Source organism: Devosia sp., from assembly GCF_048261455.1.
GTDB lineage: Bacteria > Pseudomonadota > Alphaproteobacteria > Rhizobiales > Devosiaceae > Devosia_A.
Map to the genome: position 1 here is coordinate 1 of NZ_JBLXGA010000030.1, position 21,226 is coordinate 21,226.

Annotated in this window: 15 protein-coding genes and 1 pseudogene; 6 read left to right on the forward strand and 10 right to left on the reverse strand. The window is 35.0% G+C overall.

What is annotated here, in order from left to right; genetic code table 11:
- Positions 1–673 (reverse strand): helix-hairpin-helix domain-containing protein (locus ACN0TK_RS17915; RefSeq protein WP_417310909.1); only part of this gene is annotated, 673 nt, incomplete at its 3' end.
- Between the two features lie 162 nt (positions 674–835).
- Here ACN0TK_RS17915 and ACN0TK_RS17920 point away from each other — a divergent pair.
- The 5 genes from ACN0TK_RS17920 (at position 836) to ACN0TK_RS17940 (ending at position 8,054) form a co-directional block, all read left to right on the forward strand.
- The gene (locus tag ACN0TK_RS17920; protein ID WP_417310910.1) at positions 836–3,706 is read left to right on the forward strand and encodes a hypothetical protein; all 2,871 of its coding nucleotides are present in this window, start codon (positions 836–838) and stop codon (positions 3,704–3,706) included.
- A gap of 1 nt (position 3,707) precedes the next feature.
- Entirely contained in the window at positions 3,708–5,711 is a 2,004-nt protein-coding gene (locus tag ACN0TK_RS17925) for a hypothetical protein (protein ID WP_417310911.1), read from the forward strand.
- Positions 5,698–6,216: a hypothetical protein gene (locus tag ACN0TK_RS17930; RefSeq protein WP_417310912.1), complete on the forward strand. Its 519-nt coding sequence runs from the start codon at positions 5,698–5,700 to the stop codon at positions 6,214–6,216. The genes ACN0TK_RS17925 and ACN0TK_RS17930 overlap by 14 nt, the downstream gene beginning before the upstream one ends.
- Positions 6,216–7,574 carry a hypothetical protein gene (locus tag ACN0TK_RS17935; protein ID WP_417310913.1) on the forward strand — a complete coding sequence of 453 codons (1,359 nt, stop codon included), beginning with the start codon at positions 6,216–6,218 and terminating at the stop codon, positions 7,572–7,574. Before ACN0TK_RS17930 ends, ACN0TK_RS17935 begins: the two co-directional genes overlap by 1 nt.
- A gap of 297 nt (positions 7,575–7,871) precedes the next feature.
- On the forward strand, positions 7,872–8,054 hold the full coding sequence (locus tag ACN0TK_RS17940; protein WP_417310914.1) for a hypothetical protein: 183 nt from the start codon (positions 7,872–7,874) through the stop codon (positions 8,052–8,054).
- On the opposite strand, the gene ACN0TK_RS17945 is transcribed toward ACN0TK_RS17940, so the two are convergent.
- The 5 genes from ACN0TK_RS17945 to ACN0TK_RS17965 form a co-directional block, all read right to left on the reverse strand.
- Positions 8,031–9,731 carry an EAL domain-containing protein gene (locus ACN0TK_RS17945; protein ID WP_417310915.1) on the reverse strand — a complete coding sequence of 567 codons (1,701 nt, stop codon included), beginning with the start codon at positions 9,729–9,731 and terminating at the stop codon, positions 8,031–8,033. The genes ACN0TK_RS17940 and ACN0TK_RS17945 overlap by 24 nt on opposite strands.
- A gap of 12 nt (positions 9,732–9,743) precedes the next feature.
- Positions 9,744–10,169 carry a response regulator gene (locus ACN0TK_RS17950; protein WP_417310916.1) on the reverse strand — a complete coding sequence of 142 codons (426 nt, stop codon included), beginning with the start codon at positions 10,167–10,169 and terminating at the stop codon, positions 9,744–9,746.
- Entirely contained in the window at positions 10,162–11,976 is a 1,815-nt protein-coding gene (locus ACN0TK_RS17955) for a CHASE domain-containing protein (protein ID WP_417310917.1), read from the reverse strand. The genes ACN0TK_RS17950 and ACN0TK_RS17955 overlap by 8 nt, the downstream gene beginning before the upstream one ends.
- 101 nt (positions 11,977–12,077) lie before the next feature.
- A complete protein-coding gene (locus ACN0TK_RS17960) occupies positions 12,078–13,457 on the reverse strand; it encodes a DEAD/DEAH box helicase (RefSeq protein WP_417310918.1) in 1,380 nt (459 codons plus the stop codon).
- 20 nt (positions 13,458–13,477) lie between these two features.
- Positions 13,478–13,963: a hypothetical protein gene (locus ACN0TK_RS17965; RefSeq protein WP_417310919.1), complete on the reverse strand. Its 486-nt coding sequence runs from the start codon at positions 13,961–13,963 to the stop codon at positions 13,478–13,480.
- A gap of 127 nt (positions 13,964–14,090) precedes the next feature.
- Here ACN0TK_RS17965 and ACN0TK_RS17970 point away from each other — a divergent pair, with 127 nt between their 5' ends.
- A complete protein-coding gene (locus tag ACN0TK_RS17970; RefSeq protein ID WP_417310920.1) occupies positions 14,091–14,405 on the forward strand; it encodes a helix-turn-helix domain-containing protein in 315 nt (104 codons plus the stop codon).
- Positions 14,406–14,753: 348 nt separating this feature from the next.
- Here the strand turns inward: ACN0TK_RS17970 and ACN0TK_RS17975 are convergent, their stop codons facing one another.
- The 4 genes and pseudogenes from ACN0TK_RS17975 to ACN0TK_RS17990 form a co-directional block, all read right to left on the reverse strand.
- Positions 14,754–17,975, reverse strand: a complete 3,222-nt coding sequence (locus ACN0TK_RS17975; RefSeq protein ID WP_417310921.1) for a PIN domain-containing protein — start codon at positions 17,973–17,975, stop codon at positions 14,754–14,756.
- A gap of 14 nt (positions 17,976–17,989) precedes the next feature.
- Positions 17,990–18,331, reverse strand: coding sequence for a hypothetical protein (locus ACN0TK_RS17980; protein ID WP_417310922.1), 342 nt, complete (start codon positions 18,329–18,331; stop codon positions 17,990–17,992).
- A gap of 43 nt (positions 18,332–18,374) precedes the next feature.
- Complete coding sequence (locus ACN0TK_RS17985; protein ID WP_417310923.1) at positions 18,375–20,312, reverse strand: BRCT domain-containing protein; 1,938 nt, start codon at positions 20,310–20,312, stop codon at positions 18,375–18,377.
- A gap of 11 nt (positions 20,313–20,323) precedes the next feature.
- Positions 20,324–21,226 (reverse strand): annotated as a pseudogene (locus ACN0TK_RS17990) (NAD-dependent DNA ligase LigA); the annotation flags it as partial.

Genomic DNA, 21,226 nt, shown 5'->3' on the forward strand with positions numbered 1-21,226 from the left:
CTTGTACTGTTGCAACGTTGTCTTCCTGATCAAAGAACATGCGAATGTGCTGAGCAACAATTGGTCCAACGTCTTCCACTTCAATCAAGTCTTCTTCCGTTGCCGTCATCAGTTTTTCAAGAGTGCCGAAATACTGTGTGACGGTGCGTGCCGTTGCTTCACCTACTTCGCGAATACCAAGGGAATAGACAAAGCGATTAAACAAGGTTTGTTTTGAAGCTTCGATGGCATCAAGTAGCTTCTCAACCGACTTGTCCCCCATACGCTCCATAGCTAATAGACGCGCAGGCTTATCTTTGAGCAAATAGATATCCACGGGCGTTGCCACCAACTTTGCTTCGACCAACTGTTCAATCAGCTTATCACCCAGACCGTCTATATCCATGGCCTTACGCGATACGAAGTGCTTTAGACGCTCCTTCAACTGAGCACCACACACTAAGCCGCCGGTACAGCGCTGAACAGCTTCGCCTGTGACACGTTCAATGTCTGATTCACATACCGGGCATTGGGTTGGGAACTGAATCTCTTGCGCATCATCAGGACGACGCTCTTCAATCACTTGCACGACTTGTGGGATAACATCACCAGCACGACGAATGACCACCCAATCATTCACCTTAACACCTAGACGGTCCATCTCATCTTGATTATGCAGTGTTGCATTAGACACCGTAACACCACCCACAAAAATAGGCTGTAAGCGCGCGACTGGCGTAATTGCCGAGTGTAACATCAGTAAGAAAGCGTCATATAGTGAATGCCCCGAACTTATTGACCTTCAGGCTATCATAACCTAGCTTTACCTAATTGACTAATTCAAAAAGGTGCAAAGATGGAAGCTCATGATCGATTAAGCTTTCTTTCTGAAGAGATAGGTACATCAATACACTCCAAGATTATTGATCATGTTGTTAATGTTCCTGTTAGCAGTCAAAAGCTATTAATTAGTGAAATCATTTTCTACAGTGATACATTATGTGAAATAATAAAATCTAAATCTATTGAAAGAAACAATAAATCCATAAACTCTATATTAATACACATAAGTAAAAACTATAAATTCAGAACAGCTAAAAAAAAGCATAAAGTAATAGTAAATTTAATAAAAAACCTAATTGACAAAAAAATAATAGAAAGCAGCATTGAAGTTGAACAAAGCCTAAATGAAACAAAATACAAAGAACTAAGACTAGAACATGAAAACTTAATTCTTGAATCAAAAAGAAGCGATTATGGAATTTTTCTAAAAAAAATAGATATAAGATTAAGTGGAGACATATCTAAAATATTAAAGGAATATATCACAAAAAAACAGAACTCTTTAGATGTAGAAAGCAGACACACAATTCTAAACTTTATAGTAAAAATTCAATCACAAAATAAAAACTGGATGATTGATGCCAATGCAATATCTATAAAATTAATAGAAGAAAACATAGAAATATTAGACACCCAAAACAAAAGCATTAGAAATGCAAATAAATCAAAATATAACTCCATAAGAAAATTTTTAGAATCATTAAGAAACAATTGTTATATACCAATTGAAACACACCTACCAAAATTCAAAAACACCAAAGAAGAAACAAAGATAAAAAACAGAGATTTCAACGACCTAACAACAGAAAGAATAAAAACAATAAAGAAAGAAATAAACAAAAAAGCCCGCGTGGCCTTAGATACAATAATAACAGAATCTAGCAGAGTCGAAAGACTAATAAAAACTATAGATGAGCACATAGAAATTTTAAAAGGAATACTTAACAATTTCGAGGATGAATTAATAAAGTTAGATGCCATATACATAAGCATCTGCGAAAAAAACACATATAACACAGCAAGAGAATTAACTACATCAATAAATAAGTTAATATTACTTATATACGGAGAATTTGATCAAAGAGTAAAAAAACCAATTAGAAACTTAGACGAATACAATAGTGCAAAGACCAAAAAAATCCCAAAGAAAATAAACAAAAAAATAAAAATAACAAGAACACTTGACAGCGATCTAACTGATAGCTTGAGAAATCTTCCAAGCGACATAAGGAATAGAATAAATGAACATATAAATTCATATAAAACAACAAAAGTAATTAAAAGACAAACTACTATTTTTATAAACCACTTATTAGATAAAAATAAAGAGTGGTACAAAGATCCTGACTTAATATATCAAGAAATGGAGATCTACAAATCAAAACTAATTAAAGATGGTTGTAAAAGCACCGCCTATAAAAACATTTATGAGTTAATAAATTTATTCAAAGTTTTAAGACGACATGAACTAATACCCAAGAACACACACTTATCAAACAATATAAAAAGAGACAAACCACTAGAAAACAAGGAAATAGAAAACCCTTTAATTATTTCAAAAAACATATACCAAAATAGAAAAGAAAGAATCACAGACACCAATATATTTCTAGACAGAATAAAGAAAGAGCTACATAAAAATTTAGAAAAATTAAAATCCGAGGCTCAATCAATAATTTTTGACCATTATAAAAAATTCAAATCCACAGATAAAATAGTTTCAGATAATTTAAAAAACATACCAAGTAAACTAAGAAATATAGAATCATCTCAAGTAAAAATACATTATGATAAAAATAAAAACCCATTCTTAGAAAATGAAAATCTAAATACCAACAATAGAATAGCCTATTTTCACATCCACTTTAACAAACTAATAAGGGCACAAAGACCATTTATACTTAATCAACTAAGGTTCGACTATGATATTCTAGAGCATTTCACTATAACTCCCTTACTTGCTTCAGCCATGCAATTGATAATTATTGAAGAAACTGGAGTAAACCCGCACTCACTTTACTTTTCTGAAGTAGTAAAAAACCATAGTAATTTAAACTATATTACAATCAATAAAGAAGGAGAGATAAGCATACAGCTTACTAAACCAAGAGCAAGAAAGGTCAGAAAAATAGTATTAAAAAGCGACAAAAAATCTTTATCTGAAATTAATAAAAGTGAGATTGATGCGTCAGCCTGCATTAGAATGGCACTAGAAATTGGAAAAAGATCTAGAGACTCTCTTGGCTCTAATCATCTTTGGATTTGCTCTAGAAATAACGGCGCCTCTTGCCTACCAAACACATCAACTTTTCAATGTAATTTTAAAAAAATCTCTAATCGAGTTTTTGAAGAAAGCAGCTCTACATATGCAACTTTGAAGAAAGTTAGATCATCAAAAGGTGTTTATATATATTTAGAATCTCAAGGTGACACTTTACAAGTATGCAACTATTTCGGTAACAATGTAGACACCGCATTAAAACATTACATTCCAGAATATTTATCTGAATTAATGTACCGGCATAAAATACGAAACTTTCAAGATATATTTCTATATACGTCGATAGAAAAACTCAATCAGCCCGAAGACATATTAAAAATAAAAAAAACAGAATTTAAGGAAAGATTAGAAGAGTCATTTAAAAATATCGATATGGGTGGTCAGCTATTCAATAAATTAAAAGTTAAAAACCAAAATACTATTAACACATCCCCGTTATATTTCTGTGTTTCATTAAGTAACATTCACTTAGCTTTAAAATACTTAAAAAACGGAAATGATGATGAATTATCAAAAAAGTGTAAATCTGTAATTAAAAAAATTTCCGATGGACCAGTTTACATGAAAAAACTACTTCGAGAAGCAAGTATGCTGGAGATGTAAAATGCCTTTAAAAATAGAAATGAATAGTCATGACACTATTTTTAAAAGAGATAATTTTATAGAAGATAAAAAAGTCTCTCCTAGATGGATGATAAATCACTCTCTAGATGATGATGTCTGGATTGTAGCAAAAACTGGTTTCGATAAAGATCATAATAAATCAGTAAAACTATACTTCAAAAAGCTGTTATCTAAAAATGAACTGCTAACTCAAAATGAAAATTTCGAGATTTTAAATGACATAAAATTAAGCTTAATATATTTAATTGATCATGAAAATATAAATAGACCATCTAGACTTAATGATATTTTAATAGCAACAATACACTTGATAAAAAATGCAAATGAAGAAAGAGAAAAGAAAAACAAACCATTAATAAGAAATCTTTCTATGATTAGCTTCGAAGATATAACTGATTATTTAAGAGGATTCCAAATAGATAAAGAAAAATTTAACTCTGCATACGAATTAATAAGAAAACAAAATTTTCATGAAATTAAATGGAAAGAAGTAACGAAAATATTTTTTTATAAAACAAGATATCAATTAACTCTTGAAAACAAATTAAAGTCCTTATTGCGAAGAGAGCAAAAATTAAAAAACAAAGCTTCACACTATAATTCAGAATATGAAAATGCCAATATATCTGACTTTGATATTGATGAAGACTTAAGCCCGAATGAAAAAACTATTAGCAATGAAATATCTAAAATTTCATGCTTATGGAGATCACGTCCAGTTCAAAAATATCAATTCCAACATAATATTTATGAACTAATATCCGATGGAAAAATGATTTTCCTACAGACTACACCTTCCAAAAAAACAAGAACTATTCCATTAAATGTTGCCATACACAATATCAGTCATTCCATTGAATTCATCAGAAAATATGCAGAAGGTTTAAGAACCTTGCTTAATAACTACAAACGACAAGAAAAGAAAACAATAAAAGAATTAGAAATATATCCATCAGAGTCGGTAAAAAATACAACTCTAATTAAGGAAACCACATTCAAAAATATAGCAATACCTGAATCCCTAAAAGAACTAAATATAACATCGTGGGGGCATGAAGGAGTTTTTGAAAACCTGACGCCTAAACATCACAGAGAAGAACTATCATTTGGCAGTTGTATTTTACTTTATACTGCTTCAATTTGGATATTAATTTCCAGTTTCACTGCATTAAGATCTCTATCATTAGAAACATTAAAAAGAAACTGCTTTCAAATATCACCAATTGATGGCCTGTTTGATATAGTTGCAAAGCTTCCAAAAAGATCAGAGCTATTTGAACTAGAGGAAGTATATAGACCTATACCAGATCTAATTTTTGATTATGGAATTGATTTCAGTTGTTTTGTTTCAGATTTAGAAGAAAGACATAATTTATACTTTGATGAGAACAAAGCTTTTTTATTTGGAAAAGTTTTAGCTTTAAGTCATTATGATTCTTTTTGGCAATCTAGTAACTTTAACAAGTCAAAATCAACTTATTTATCACCTCTTAGTTATGAATCTTTGTACAAAGCTTTATGTTTTTTCCAAGATTGGAGTGAATCTCCTCTTATTGAAGGAAAACGTTGGTATCTATCTAAGCATCAACCAAGAAAACTATTCGCAGTGTTGTATTTTAACTTCTCTAATGATACAGGGCTAGAAGAACTAAGTTGGTTTATGGGGCACTCTTCTATAGAGCAAACATTTCATTATGCAGAGATACATCCGTCAAGTGAATGGATTGAAGAAGCAGAACTAACAATTTCAAAAATTGGAGCTTCTTTGAATATGAAGATTAATTCAGACAATACAATAAAAAAAATTATAAATCAGGCAAGAAGCCAGTCTACTGTTGAGTTAGTAATAGAGTCTTTAGTTACAAAAATGATAGAAAACCATAAAAAAACAACAGGTGAGGAAGTTAGGTTTTATAGAATAGAAAACAAAGAAATATTCTTTTATTTCTCTAATGATAAGGAAAAACAAAATGTCGAAATTTAAAAAAGGTGAAACCTCCACTGCTATTAGATTAAAAAAAGAAAATATATCAAATTCCCTAGACAAAAAAAATGAAATACTTTCTAAACTAAATAATATTGATGACATAAAAGTCACCATACCTTTAGAAAGAGTTTATTTATCTGAAAAATCAGTATTAGAATGGGAAGACGAAAGCTTAGGAATAATTAAATGCTCCAGAAACACTGCACATCAGGCCCACAACAAAACAATACTTAATTCAATATCATTAGAAATAAAGAGGATAAACAAAATAATTTCATCATCACATAATAATAAAATCACAGATATTAAAAAAAACCAAAAAAATAGAATCTTAAAAGAGGAAAATGAAGAATTAAAGAATGTACTTGCAGAAGTTTATAGAGCATACATTCAATTAGTAGAAATGATTAACAAAAGTGATAATATAGATTTTTCTATAAGAAAAAAGATATCCAATCAAAAAAACATATTAAATCATAGAAATATTAGAGGAGTAAATTGATGTCTAAACTTGTCATAGCTAAGAATCCAGATCTTTCATTCTTGACTACTAACGTTAGTAAAACGACATCTAAAGAATATACTTTACCCATCATAATTACTGATGGATCACTAGACTGGGATGCAAATGGATTTATTACATTTTATTCAGGAGGACCAAATGTTTACAATATAAAACCATCATTTGAAACCGTTCAAAAAAAATCTTATAAGCTTAATTTATTCTGTAGCTTTCTATATAAAAACAATACACGTTATCATCAAATAAATGATAGCACTCTATATCAATTTACACTTGAACTAAAGAAAAGAAAAGTTAATGACTCAACAATAAAATCATACATCGTGACAGCTCTTGAGTTCGTGGTTTATTTAAATAAAGAATACCCTAGTTGGAACCTGGCAACATCTGATGAAGTAACAGACAAATCATATAAAGTTCATTATGAAGTAAAAAAAGTCATAAGAGGATACAGAAATAAAGAATATTTATCTCACTCATGCTTGAATGGTTTAATTAATATCTCTACAGAAATTCATTTTCTACATGATGATGAGTTTGAAAAATGGTTAGATGCTATCAATGTCACTTCGCTTCACCCGATCAAAGATGATTTTATTGTTGAACGATGGTACGCATTTGGAACTTTATTAGAGGTAACAGGATCAAGGATATCTGAAGTCGATCAGATAACTAGATCAATGATAAAAGAAGCCTCCAAAGATTTATTTAACCCAAATTCAATTCACTATATTAAAAACATCCCTATAAAAAAAGGAAAATATAAGGGAAACAAAAGAACTATAAAAATAACTAAGGAAGACTTACAGATAATACTTAACTACATTTTAAAAGTAGAAGAAAAGTTTAAAGATATAACTCATGATTTTATTTTTGTAGACTTAATGAATGGTAAAAAATTAACTCTTTCATACTTAAAAAACTACGCCCGAAAAGTTATAAACAACTCTCCTTATGAAAAAGTATTAAAACACATTAACAATCATTCATTTAGACATAGATTTATAACATTACAAATCGCAAGAGAAATTAAACGACTTTCAAAATATGGAAGCTTTGCTAACATTATATCCGTAGCATCTGAAGCATGTAGAAAAATAACGATGCATGCTTCTACAAACTCTCTTTCTTCTTATGTTCATTTGGCCACTACATTAAATGAAAAAAACTCTTACAATGATGAGTGTTTTAGTGAGCTATCTAGCCAAACAAGAATTAGAATCCTAAATTTAAAAGATATTTCAACAAGTTTTAAAAATAACTTAATAAATGAAAAAGAAGCTCTTGATAGAATAATTAGTGAAATTGATCTAATAAAAACGCCTAATGTTATTTAAAACAATAGATTTAAAATTCAATTAATGATCCATATAAATCAATAGAACTTTCTTCTAAAAACTTTATACATCCATTCTATATTTTTTTAGTCTCTCCTAATTCAGTATTACTAATAGCCGTAGAAAATTCTACTTCAATATGGAATAAGGTATAACTATTAGCTTCCTAGCTGCTTTACCTCTTTGTTGTACGGCGACATTATAGTTTGATAAAAGACATTATAGTTTGATATTTTACAATAATGTTTGATATTTTTAGCCTCCTGCTATGCTCAAAAAGTAAGCAGGAGGCTAGATATGTTAGATGCAGATAAACCGCTTGATCCTAAAGATGAAAAGAAATTAAAAACCAGAGGTGTTGGCTCAGGTGAAAGCTATGAACCCTTTATAAAAGTTCATGAAATAAGTATCCAAAAGATGAAAAGACCTGTCGACTGGCGGCGGTTCCGTTACCAATCAAAGGTCCAACCAACTAACTAGCAGCTCTTCTGCAGGCATGGGCTTTGCGAACAAAAAGCCTTGTAAGCGGCCAACGCTGAGCGCTTTACATGCCTCTTTCTGCTCTTCAGTCTCAATTCCCTCTGCAACAGTTTCATAGCCAAGGGAGTGGGCAAAGGCACATATAGCAGGAAGCAAGCCAGAGTCTAGCTCGCCAGAAGCTTGAACAAAGTACTTATCGATCTTCAAGATTTCAAATGGGAATCTCTTAAGTTGAGAAAGCGAAGAGTAACCCATACCAAAATCATCTAGCGCTAGCCTTACCCCAGTCTTAGATAGTTCATTAAGCATTTCAATAGCTTCAACACTATCTTCTAGACTGCTTTCGGTAAGCTCCAGTTCGATAAACTTTCCTGCCAGCCCATAGGTTGCCATACAGTCAGTAAGATAACTCGACAAGCCATAATCTTTGAGCTGCTTTGCAGAAAGATTTATCGCTATCGTGAAAGTCACATTTTCTGATTGAGGTAATCTGCTCCAGTCGCTGAACTGCTCACAGGCCTTACTAATGACCCATCGGCCGATATCTATTATTAAGTGTGACTCTTCCGCTAGTGGAATAAAATCATCAGGAGAAACCAACCCACGTTGCTCATTCTCCCAGCGGATAAGTGCTTCCACTCCTACTAAACATTCAGTCTTTGTATCGACCTGGGGTTGATAAAATAGCCTAAATTCATCTCGCTCAATGGCCAGCTTCAGATCGTTCTCAAGTTCTATACGCTTCTGCATTTTAGCGTGGAAGTCATGGGAGTAATATTGCACCTGATTTTTGCCTAGCTCTTTTGAGCGGTACATGGCTACATCGGCGCACTTCATCAGCTCCATCGGACTGCTGGCACAATGGGGGTAGGAAGCAATACCCACGCTGACAGTAATTGAAAGAGATTGCCCCATCAGAGAAATGGGAGGTCTCATCGCTTCAAGGACTCGATCGGACAGCACCCTGACTTTTTCTAGATGTTCCAGATCACTTACTAAAATCGCAAACTCATCGCCGCCTAATCGGCATAACGTATCACTGCTACGTATCACGCCCTCTAGTCGTCGAGCGATATCTTTCAGAAAGTCATCACCCGCTTGATGACCCAGCACATCGTTGATACGTTTAAAATTGTCGACATCTAAGAATAGTAAAGCGAGTTGGCTGCTGTTACGCTTTGCTCTTTCAAGTTCACTGCTTAATGTCGTGTCAAATACATACCTATTTCGTAGCCCTGTAAGTGTGTCTCGTTCAGCAAGTTCTCTTAGTTGACTGTTGCTCTTTTCCACCTGTTTTTCGAGAGTGTTACGTTCAGACGCAATCAATATTGATCGCTTCAAGCGGGTAACTGATACTTCGCTTTTCATGATGAAGTCTTGTGCACCCGCTTCGATACATGAGAGCGCTAAAGCCTCATCATTACTATGACTTAACATAATAATGGCTGTGGAGTTGCCAAGACTTCCTCGGATTTCTCTTAGTACTTCAATTCCGTTGGAAGGTGGGATCTGATAATCAAGCAGGATTGCGTCATACTGTTTAGACAGTGCTTTCTGAAGGCCTTCTGTGCCCGTGTCCGCCTGATCTATCTCACCAGTATTCAGCCCCGCATTTTTTAATGTTCTGATGGCTGACATCCGGTCGACAGCGTCATCATCGATGATAAGAATATCCATACTTCTCCAAAGCTATGATGGGACTTCCACCAATCGCCAATAATGATCTAAAAACTCTAATACTTGACTGAAATCTTGGCTTAACGAGGACTTCACAATATAGCCAGCTACGTTCAAACGGTAGGCAGAGCAGATTTCCTCTTCGGTTTTAGACGTTGTAAGCACAAAAACAATCGCATCTTTTAGAGAGTCATCTTCCCTGATAGTTTTCAAAAGGTCTAGCCCCCCCATCCTGGGTAAATTAAGGTCCAATAGAATGATATATGGGCGGTTTATCTCTGCTCGTTTTAGCAGCTCCAGCGCCTCGACACCATCAACGGCCCTGATTAATGGGTTCGCCATTCTCATTTTACGAATGGCTCTTTCGATTCCCATGGCATCAACATCATCATCTTCTACCAGTAGAATATTTACTGGTTTATAATCGATACTACTCATTTTTATCCTCCTTGATCACTAACTCAACGGGCCAGGTGAAAAAGAAACTAAGGCCACCTTCATCATTCTTCTGCATTCTGTAATCACACCCAAACCTTTCTAGTACTTTCTTAATCAGAGAAAGCCCTAGCCCACTTCCTTCAACTTTATCCCGTGGCTTCAATGTATGGAAAAGTTCAAACACTTTCTCTTGGTGCTCTTCTGAAATACCAGGGCCATCATCTGATACTTCTACCGAAGCCCAATTTGAGTCAACGGATATGGATACCTTAATATGCCCTGTTTCTTTGTCGTGATGTTTTATTGAGTTGCTAATTAAATTACGCATCACCAGCTCGAACGGAGTAGAGAAAATTTTAATCTCACTATTATCCATATCTCCAGACAGCTCGAATTTGCCTTCGTGATTCAGAAGATTGAAAACATCGATTGTTAAATCCTTAGGCTTAATAATCTCTTGTTCCCCATCTTTTCTACCGACTCTAGAGTAGGCTAACAAATCATCCAACAAGCGCTCTAAACGCGCTATTCGACCCTTCATCAATGTAAGATGACCCTTTGTATCCTCAGGTAGGAGCTCGCCACTGTCTTCTTCTACCCAGGTGGCAAGTTGCTGGATTCCTCTCAAAGGCGCTTTCAAATCATGGGATGCCACAAAAGCAAACTGATCCAGCTCTGAGTTAGCTTCTTCTAAGTTCTGATTTTTCTCTTTTAGCGAATCACTCATAAACTCAAGCTCGTCGTTACGTTGCTTAAGCTTGTCAGTCACACGATGAGCATACGCAACTGCATTGCGATTAGAGCGAGCCAAAATAAGGAATATTGCCAATAACAACGAATCAATGATCAGTCCCCCCGCTAAAATCGTGTAAGGCTGAGCATGGTTTTGCTGTTCACGGAATACTGTTGTGGTCTGCAGGTTAAAACGCCATGGTCGACCATAAAGCTCAAGAGTTTCAGTGCGCGTAAATAGTGGATTAGGGTCTAAGTCACTAGAGCTAGAATTTAGCTCCGTATAAAGTAATGTATCTTCATCATGGATACTGAAGTTAATGAGTCGATTCGCATTTTCCAATGTACCATCCATTAACTTATTCATAATGAAGGGTGCGTACACAAGCCCCATGAAATCATTCTCATCCGAACCATATTCAGGGGAGTGCGTTGTGTCATACCAAGGCACATAAAATAGAAAACCAGGCGTTCTTTGGTCATCTTGGACTAAAGTGATGGGGGCGGTGATGCTGGCTTCTCCAGTATCTCTTGCTTTTTTCGCTGCAGTATATCGGTTGTTCTCATGGGCCATATCTAACCCAACGGCTTTTAAGTTGGCATCTTGAGGCTCAATGTAAGTAATCGGCCAATATTCATTTACGCTATGCTCTGGATGAGTCCGATATTCCGGCATGGTTTCTCTTTGCCATGCAAGATATGTAGGAAGCTTGTCGGGTGGAACATAGTGAATGACGCCAATACCGTTGATGCCTGGAAAGCGCTCATCAATTTCAAGGTTTTGTTCAAACTTTCTCCAGTCCTCTCTTGTAGCTGAATTGGGTAGCATTTTTAATGCAGCGGTGCCTGCTCGCAAAGCTTCTTCGTACCGCACCATGCGCTCTTTTACTAGCTCTATTATTTGCTGTGATTGGAATTCAAACTGGCTTTCCATCTTGAGCTGGACTTGTTTTTCGGAGATGTAAAAAGCGCCAAACGTTAGCATCAATGATAAAAAAATGACTGCCCAGTGATACCAGTGTAGCCCTTTAGGGGAGCTTAATTCTTTATCTACATCTTGATCGAAAACACTCATAAGAATTCCTTTATCCTTTTGATATAAGTAAAAATGTAGTCGTAGTCCTGTTTCATGACAAGTGGCTGAATCAGAGATATGCAGAAGTAATAATGAGTGCTTTAGATACCCACAGTAGGCTGAGAATTCATAAGTACTTGAATCACGCGTTCTCTTATTCCATCAATTGATAGTACCGTAGATACAAGGGTAGGGGGTAAACCAAAGGGGTCTTCATCTATAGGTAACAAGCCCTTTCCATCAATTACTGAGTCATCTCCAAACAATACAGAGATATTATCGCGTTCTTTTGGTTTGCTTGGTCTTCCTACAGTTGGTGGAGCAACGACTTTTTCTTCTGTCAGACTCTCTTTAATGTAAGATCCTGAGACTTCTTGTTCTAATCGCTGCGCATAGCTTATTAAATTCTCTTCTGCCAATGTATAGAAGAAACACTCATCTGTTTGGTCTTTCGTCACTCGAATAATGCGGCCCAGCACCTGTCGAAAGTAAAGCTCTGTTTTCGTTGCAGACAAGTGACAACAGACCTGTAGTCTAGGGATATCAACCCCTTCACTTACCATAGCGATGCTCACTATCCAGTGGTCTGCTCCTTGTCGAAACTCTTCGATCTGCCTGATTGAGTTCTCATCTTTATAGGACACAAGAACAACTTCCTGAGAGAAGTAATCCTCTAGCATTTGCTTAATAAATAGAGCATGAGAGTAGGAAGCGGCTACAACCAAACCACCGGCAGCTGGCGATGTTTTTCTCAATTTTGCCAAACGATCTACACCGCGCTTTAGTACCTCCAATGTCAGCGATTCATTGGATAAAAGATCCAAATAACTGTTTTCATTGTCTTTTAAGAACTCTGCAATAGACGAGTAGGAGCTGTGAGAGCCATCAGCATTCTTAGTAATCTTAATAGCATCTAAAGCGATTACTTTTGGCAAGCGGCAAACCTTGTCTTTTACAGCATCACTTAAACCATACTCCCATTGATAAACCAACCTTGAGTCTGGACGATCATAAGAAGCAAATGTAATTGGATCCCCATCCGTTCTCCAAGGCGTACCAGAAAGCGATAGAGTAAAGGTTGCTAATGACGAAATTTGTCGCAATAGCTGAATCCCCCACGCATTGCCCTGAACAAATTCGGAACCAGAACAATGATGAATTTCATCAAGAACAACAAAAACTCGACTGTTCACCAAATCCGCTAATACTGAATGATCCCCATTAAGTAAGGACTGATATGTTAAGGACACACCTACAGAGCCTATACGTCCTGAAAAAGGCCTGCCAAGCAGATTTTTGAAAGTAGAACTGACTGACTCACATATTGTGCGAGAGGGAGACAAGCATACGATGTAGTCAATTTTCCCAGTTTCAAGAAGCGTTTTCGCCACCGTTGCCGCCATCACCGTCTTACCTGCTCCAGGGGTGGCTAAGCAAAAGTAATGCTTGTGATGATTAAAATGATCAATCACGCTAGTCACACAATCTCTTTGCCAATTTCTCAGCATTGCTTTGCCTCTAACTTTTCTGCGGAAACCTTTAGCTTTCTGACTGCGCTTAACTTGCCATACAAGCTAGTAATGCGACTGCGTTCATTGGAGATCATTCCGTCGGCATCAGCAGATAAAATTGGGAATCGCACTGACAATGCCCGCATCTCTTCTAACTCAGATAAAGCCAGAGAAATCTCGTTCTCAAGCCTAGCCTCATCCATCACTAACTCATCCAGTATCGCCTTTTTATTTAAAGGTTCCTCTATAGAAAAATCTGAAACTAGTTTCGCAAGATCTTCTGAAGGTTCGTACCAACGAGAGTTTCTTGATCCGTGAGATACCAGTAAGCCTAATTTTGTAAGGCGATGAACTTGTCTAGCAACAAATTTTTCTGCTTTCTCTTTATCGCCGTAAGTTTCAAATGACATTGATTTTGCAATCAAATCCGCTCTTTGAAGGCGCTTAGGAAGAATGGATCGAATGACCGTCAGCATCGTAGGATGCACATGAATTTTAGAGGGCACAGCATGAGTCTCAAAATACTAAGGATTGTTTAGTATACAGACTTGAGAGAAACTAAGAAAATCTTAGTCGCTATAGGCAATGAAAAATGAGAACAGAGTGCAACCTAATCCCATACCTATTCGGCTCAAAGAAGCAAGGAAACGTAAAGGCATCAGCCAACGCGAACTCGGAATACGCGCTGGAATGGATGAAAGCGTGGCGAGTGCTCGTATGAATCAGTATGAGAAGGGAAAACATGCTCCCGATATTGAGATTCTTCGAAAGATAGCGAAAGAGCTAGATGTCCCATTAAGCTATTTCTTCTGTGATGATAAAACATCGGCAGAAATTGTGAGGTATCTTGAGAAGCTATCTGAAGATGAGAGATTGAATATTTTAAAAACTATTATGGAGATATCTGCTAGAAACTAGCAGTTGATTGGGTGGAAATGAAACACCCATAATATAAAAACGCTAATTCTACTTGGAATTAGGAAGTAACTAAAAAGAAAAGTCTAGTATAAAGTGGCACGCTAATTCCTCATCGCCCCTAAAATACAATAATGGAAAGTAGTATACGTATATACTGATTCCTCATGACAATATCTGAATCATTGTTGATTCAAGTCGGCAAGATCTTTTCATTTCTCCAAATGAATCGCACTTCCCTAAAATCCAAGAAAAATAACCAAAAGAGTTGCTTGGCTAAATAACAAGAAGATTCAGAATTAAAATTATTGGCAAAGTGTTATTAAGAATAGAATTGGAGCTCTCTATTTGTCATTTAATAGCTCCTATCTCTTTGAAAACCAAATTAATCTTAGCAACAACAGTTTCAATAGATAGAAAATGCCCTTTAATAAACCTTTCAAATAATTCATAAAGCAACTTCAGTTTATCAGGATTAACTTGATTAACTTTTAAAATAACTGAAGCCATAATAATTGCTAAGCCCTTATCAACGAAAATATCATCTTTATCAAACATCGAGCTAAAGCAACAGTTATTTACTAACCTTTCTAAATCTCTTTCCTCGCTGAGCCTAACTTCAGAAAGTGAATAGTAGCTTGAACCCAAAATTGAACACGAACAAATTTCAGATAGATCCATGATGGAAACTTTTTTTCGGTGCTTCATTAGAATATTAGAAACCGCCCAAATCCCGCAATCTCTATTATTTAAAAAAGTAACAAGATCCTCAAAATATATAATAGTTGGATAATCACAAACAGCATGATTCAAAATATAGACATAGTTTTTATCATCTAATTTTTTTAGGTTCTTTACCAAGTCATAAATATTAGCAACCTTCACCCCAATATTCTTGTAATATTCACAAATCTGAAAATCAACACATAAAACTTCTAATTTATGGGATAATGAAAGCTTTATAGACGCATAGTGTGATGGATCTAAATTATCTTTCAGACAATTAATTCCTTCAGGAACATTAACTATTTTATTTTCTAATACATTACAGCTATTAAAAATAATCTTAATATTTTTTAAAAAACAATCGTTAGATAAACTTTCAGATGTGTATTTTATTAAATCTTCACCAAAAACGCCTATTGAAAAATAATCAGACCTAGACTTATCTTTAATCCAATAATCAAGTATTGCTTTTGTTTCTTTCGAAATAAAGATTTTATAATTACTTTTAGAAAGTGCCTTCCCAAATCCTCCTAAAGCTAGATACACGATAGAAACAACATCTGCAACAAATGACTTTGGACACTCTAATTCATCATTATATAACTTAACGTATGAATTACTTTCCTTACTGGTAAGATATTGATGTGCTTGCTTTACATAATCGGAACCTTTAGCCACCCTAGCTAAAAGTGGAACTAACCTTTTATCTACTGTAGGTGGAAGTAATTCATGTTTTGGAAGTGATCCAATGGCATCTAAAAATGAACCTTTAACATCATCTTCGCTAACATAAAACTTATAGAAACAATCATCACCTAGGTTGTTATCATTTCTTAAATCAACTGCCATTCTATATACTGCAACAGATGCTGGAATCTTACTTTTCAATTTATAAGAGTTCCCACCAATTTTAAACTCTTCACCATCACTTGCTTTATCGATAGAATTACCTAGATGGGAATTCCTATCTATAAAGTAGGAACTTTTCTTACCACCATCAATAACTAACTTTGAAAACTCTCTACCATTCATTAAGTAGTTAACACCATAAAGACATCTAGAGTTTAAAACTTGCCCATCTGTAGCTTCATAATTCTCAAATAATCTTGAAAAGAGTATTTCTGTGACATCAATTGCTCTTTCTTCAGGGTCATCAATAAACCATTCAGTAGCAATTTCCTCACAAAACTTATGATTTACAGGTGCAATAAGGCGAACTATTTCTTTGGCTAGATTAGAGAACTGCAACAATTTATATTTTGGCACATCGGAGATAAAGTTATTTATTTTCTCTTTAGTCTCTTTACCTAAATTTGGATCTTCTCTATATAAAAGAAAAATTCTAAAATACCAACCTTCTAAGGAATCAGGGTATTTATCGATAAGAATCCCTGATATATCTTTCGCCAATGAAATATTATTAGATTCAATTTCAAAACGAATCTTTATATTTAATAATTTAAAGCTATTCTCAATCCCCTGAATACTATTAAGTAAATTATGTAGTACTTCCAATTGATCCGTACTAAACAATGCTTCTGCATATAGCTCAATTACAGGTGATGCCCAGGGGGTTTCAAAAACAATATCTTTTAGAATCATTATGGTGAAATGATATTTTTCTTTATGATTGAGATGTAAACAAATATAAAACAATATCATTGGATTAATAGTGCTTGCACTAGTTAAAAATAACGACAACTTTTTTCTAAAGTCATCATTAATAATTTCATCATTTGACTCTGAGCGCACAAGAGCTTTTAAAATATCTATTAAATTGCAATCACTTTCTGAAGAGGAGTCAAAGTGGATATCTCCTCCACCATCTAACCAACTTGAAATTTCTTTCAACTTCCCATTCAAAAGTGCATCAATATAAATTCTAATGAAATCTTCAAACGTTATATTTTCTATAGAACTTAACTTTAAATTTAAATCGTTACCAAGCTCTAAAATATTTGAGATTTCGGGCACTACTTTTTTAGCTTCATCAATATTATTTAAAACAATATTAATCAGCTTAGAGTTTTGAAAAAAGACTATAACTAGTAAGACTGCTGCAACCCTAGCATTTCGCCCATCTTTAAATTCATTATCAAATTCAATAGTAGATTTTATTAAGCCTTGTAATTCATCATTTAAATCAGCATTAACAGTCCAAAAATGCCCCCCCTTAATCTTTTCATTAAGGATAAAAACCTTTGAATAATTCTTTAAAAAAACACTATTTTCATTGGGATAATATTCAAATAATACATTACTCATCTCCAATGCTTTTTCAAAAATATTCAATCTAATATAAGCATATACCATTGCGCATAACTCACTTTCATTAAGTAGATATATGCTTTTTTTTGAAGCTACGCTTTCTAAATATTCTCCATCAGAAAACTTCTCTAGATATAAAAGCTCAGTAAAATATTTTCTTTCAGTTAATATTTTAAAATGAGCAATGGCTTTATCTTCTAATTCTTCAAAAAGACTCCTAATCAGTACGTATTGAGCAAAGTCTTTAATATCCTCATCAGATTCTACACTATTAAGAATAGATATTATTTCATCTCGACTTATTTCAAAGACTGGGTCTTTTATATTGGCTATATACTCTAATGCTCTTAAAAGATTTTTGCCATTTTCTGATATATTTTTAATTAATTTCAAAGTTTTAATTTCTTGAAGGCACTGTTCTCTTCTTCCCTTCAATATATTAAGAATAAAACTCTTCAAGGTCGAAGCAAGATGTATTGCAGAAACCCCACTAAAATTGATTACAGATACAGTTGCTTCATCTGTAGCCAATATATTCATACCGGAAGTATTATTCTGCTCATACTTTTCATCTTGCATAAATCAAACCTTCACTATTTTACTTCAATATTTCCAACTGTTACGTTTCCACTTCCACTATTGATAATATTATTACCAGTTTCAGTAATTTGAATCGTATTATTTGACCTTTGTATATCTTTAATCATATCAAGCATTTTCTGGGATTCATTTACTCTTCTCTCAATTGCTCTTTGATTAAGGTCTTCATTAACGCCATCAGTTTTCAATTGTTCTACTATAGACTCTATTCTTTCATCACTTACAATCCAGTCACTAAGTTTCTCTTTAAGGTTTTCAAATTTTACGCTAACTCCCTCTTTCACTATATCGTATACAATTCCAGATAAAATAGAAGCCGTCATAAAGTCAAACATAATATCTTCCCCTTTAGTATTTATAATATGCCTTTTAAAAATATTATCGAATCAGTTCGATATATTCATTTTCTGAAATTACTTTGACACCTTTTTCTCTAGCTGAAGAAATTTTAGCCTCTCCCACTTTATCTCCTGTAACTAGATAATCTGTTTTTCCAGATACTGATTTTGCAACCTTAGCTCCTAAAGACTTTGCTTGTTTTTCCATGTCTCCTCGTGATCCATGTCGCATAGTCCCTGTAAACACGATCACGGAACCAGTGATTGGAGAGATGCTAACTTTATTATCTTGCAACTTAGGAGTCTCTGACAAATTAAAGCCCAGCTCGTATACTTTAAAAAATTCGTCTTTTATGTTGTAGAGACCTTCAACTATCGATTCTGAACTTATTTGTGCAAAACCATCCAGCTTCATCAGATCTTCAGCCGACAACTCAAATAAGTCAGGAAGAGAATGATGCTGTAGCAACCTTTCACAATTCCCACCACCAAGTCTGCTTACACCAAATGCTGATAGAAAACGCCAATCCTCTATCTCTATTTCTCTACTAGCTGTTAATTGATCATATAAATTCTGTGATGTCTTTTCACCAAATCCATAATGAGCAAAATCAATTGGCTTCAAGCTATAAATTTCATGTATGTGCTTGTAGCCTTTAGCAGTTAATTTTTCTATGACTTTTGGACCAAATCCATCATTGTTACCTAAGGTTTTAAAAAAATGTATTAGTGTGTTTTCTGTTTGTGCAGGACAATCGGTCTTATTAGGACATATAAGATGATCAGCTTCCCAAAGTAAATGGGAGTTACAGCTAGGACAAGACTCTGGAAGCTTTGGCTCAGCCTCTTTAATTACTTCTTCAATTTTAGGTATGACCAACCCACTTCGTACAAGCCTTACTATCGCTCCAGGACCTATTCCCTTGGTCTTGACCATATTGTAATGATGAACAGTTACCCTACTAATAGTGGCACCGCTTAACTTTGTAGGAACTAACTCAGCCACAGGAGAGATTCGACCAGTTCTAGAGGTTTGAGGTATGATATCTAACACCTCAACTTCGGCAGAATCTTCATTCACTTTAAATGCAATCTGCCATCTATGATATTTCCTTGTAGCCCCCATATACTGCTTAAGAGGTTCATGAGTTATCTCAAGAATTACTCCATCAATATCAAAATCTACCGTACTCCACATTTCATCTACTATAGACTCAAAATTTGAAAGGACTTCTGTAAAATGTGAAGTATGGTTTTCTAAAGTTGAAAATGGATAAAAAACACAAGCACCGTCGTTTAAAGCTTCCTGAACTTTTTCATCAATATTTTTCTCAGCAATTATTGCAGCTTGGATATTACGAGAATTCTCAAATGTATCTCTCATATTTTTATTAAAGTAGCTTTTTTTGATCACTATCTCTCCAGCACCAAGCCCTCTTGGACCGTTATTAGCAACCTTTAAACCTCGATTAAAAGCTCTTGTAATATCCTGCCCTCTATATCCATCACCTCTTGTATATAAAGTTTCACCATCATCGTAAGCCGCATAACCATCTAACTTCGGTGTTACTCGGACATATATTTCCTCTTCTGGAACATTAATCTCTTCAGCAGCTTTAAGAACTCTATTAATCCACCTATTAATCTCTTCTTTTGAATAAGCTTTGTCTGTCGACAACATTCGTTGAGGTAATTCAACTGTTTTTGCACCAATTAAAAGTTCAGGCTCGACTGTATTTAAATAAGAATGACGCGGGTTAATATCTTTCAGCATCGAAATGTATAAATCATACTGTTCATTCGTAATAATAGGAATGCGAGCACGATAAAGGGCGTTAGATACTTTAAGAACTAAAACTAAGTCATCTTGAAGTAAGCTTGAAGATCCAAATAGCTGTTTTAAATATTCTTGCGTTAAATCAAAACCTAGATTTTCAATTATTTTCAATTGTTCGTTTGTAAAGTTAACTTCTATCATTTTCTTTTTACCTAAAGAGCCCATGCATGATTGGAATGTAGGCTGTGATCTACTCTTTTCAATCCACCTACCATTATAAGCTCATTACGCGCTACTTCTCTATTTGAAAGATCTTCAATCAAGGTGACACTCATGGCGCCCGTTCGACCGACTTGAAAATCAACGCCTAAGATCTGTGTCACTTCTTCTTGAGCAGGAAATTTACGAGCAATCGCCCAACGCGGCGCCCGCGCGACAAAACCAAGCTGTTTTTGTTGCGCAATGCTGTCGACCTTATAGACAATCCCATCAATATCATAACTTAGGCCATCACGTTGCTCTGAAAGCTGAGCAAAGTAATCCAAGCAACCTTGAACCCCTTCTACGCGAGACATTAAATCGTTCACTTTAAAGCCCCACTCCGATAACTGTAGCAGCCCGTCGTAATGACTGTCTGGCTGCGACCAGCCTTCCGCATAACCAATACTGTATGCACAGAGCACCAGAGGACGCGCAGCTGTCACTTTAGGATCTAGCTGACGTAAGCTACCAGCCGCCGCATTACGCGGATTAACAAACGCCTTCTCGCCTTTTTCAGCCGCTATTTGATTGAGCTTTTCAAAACCAGCTTTTGGCATGTAAATCTCACCACGAACCTCAAGTACAGGAGGGGGTGTTTCAGTCCGCAGTTTTAAAGGTACTGAATAGATCGTTTTAATATTCGAGGTGATATCTTCGCCCGTCAAGCCATCGCCACGGGTAAGGCCGCGTACCAAATGCCCATCTTCATAACGTAAACTGATGGCCAATCCGTCTAATTTAGGTTCACAGCAATAAGTAATCGATGCTTTGCCCGACAGCTTCTGAATACGCTCATCAAAGTCCACCATACTGTCATTATCAAAGGCATTGTCCAGCGATAACATAGGCACAGT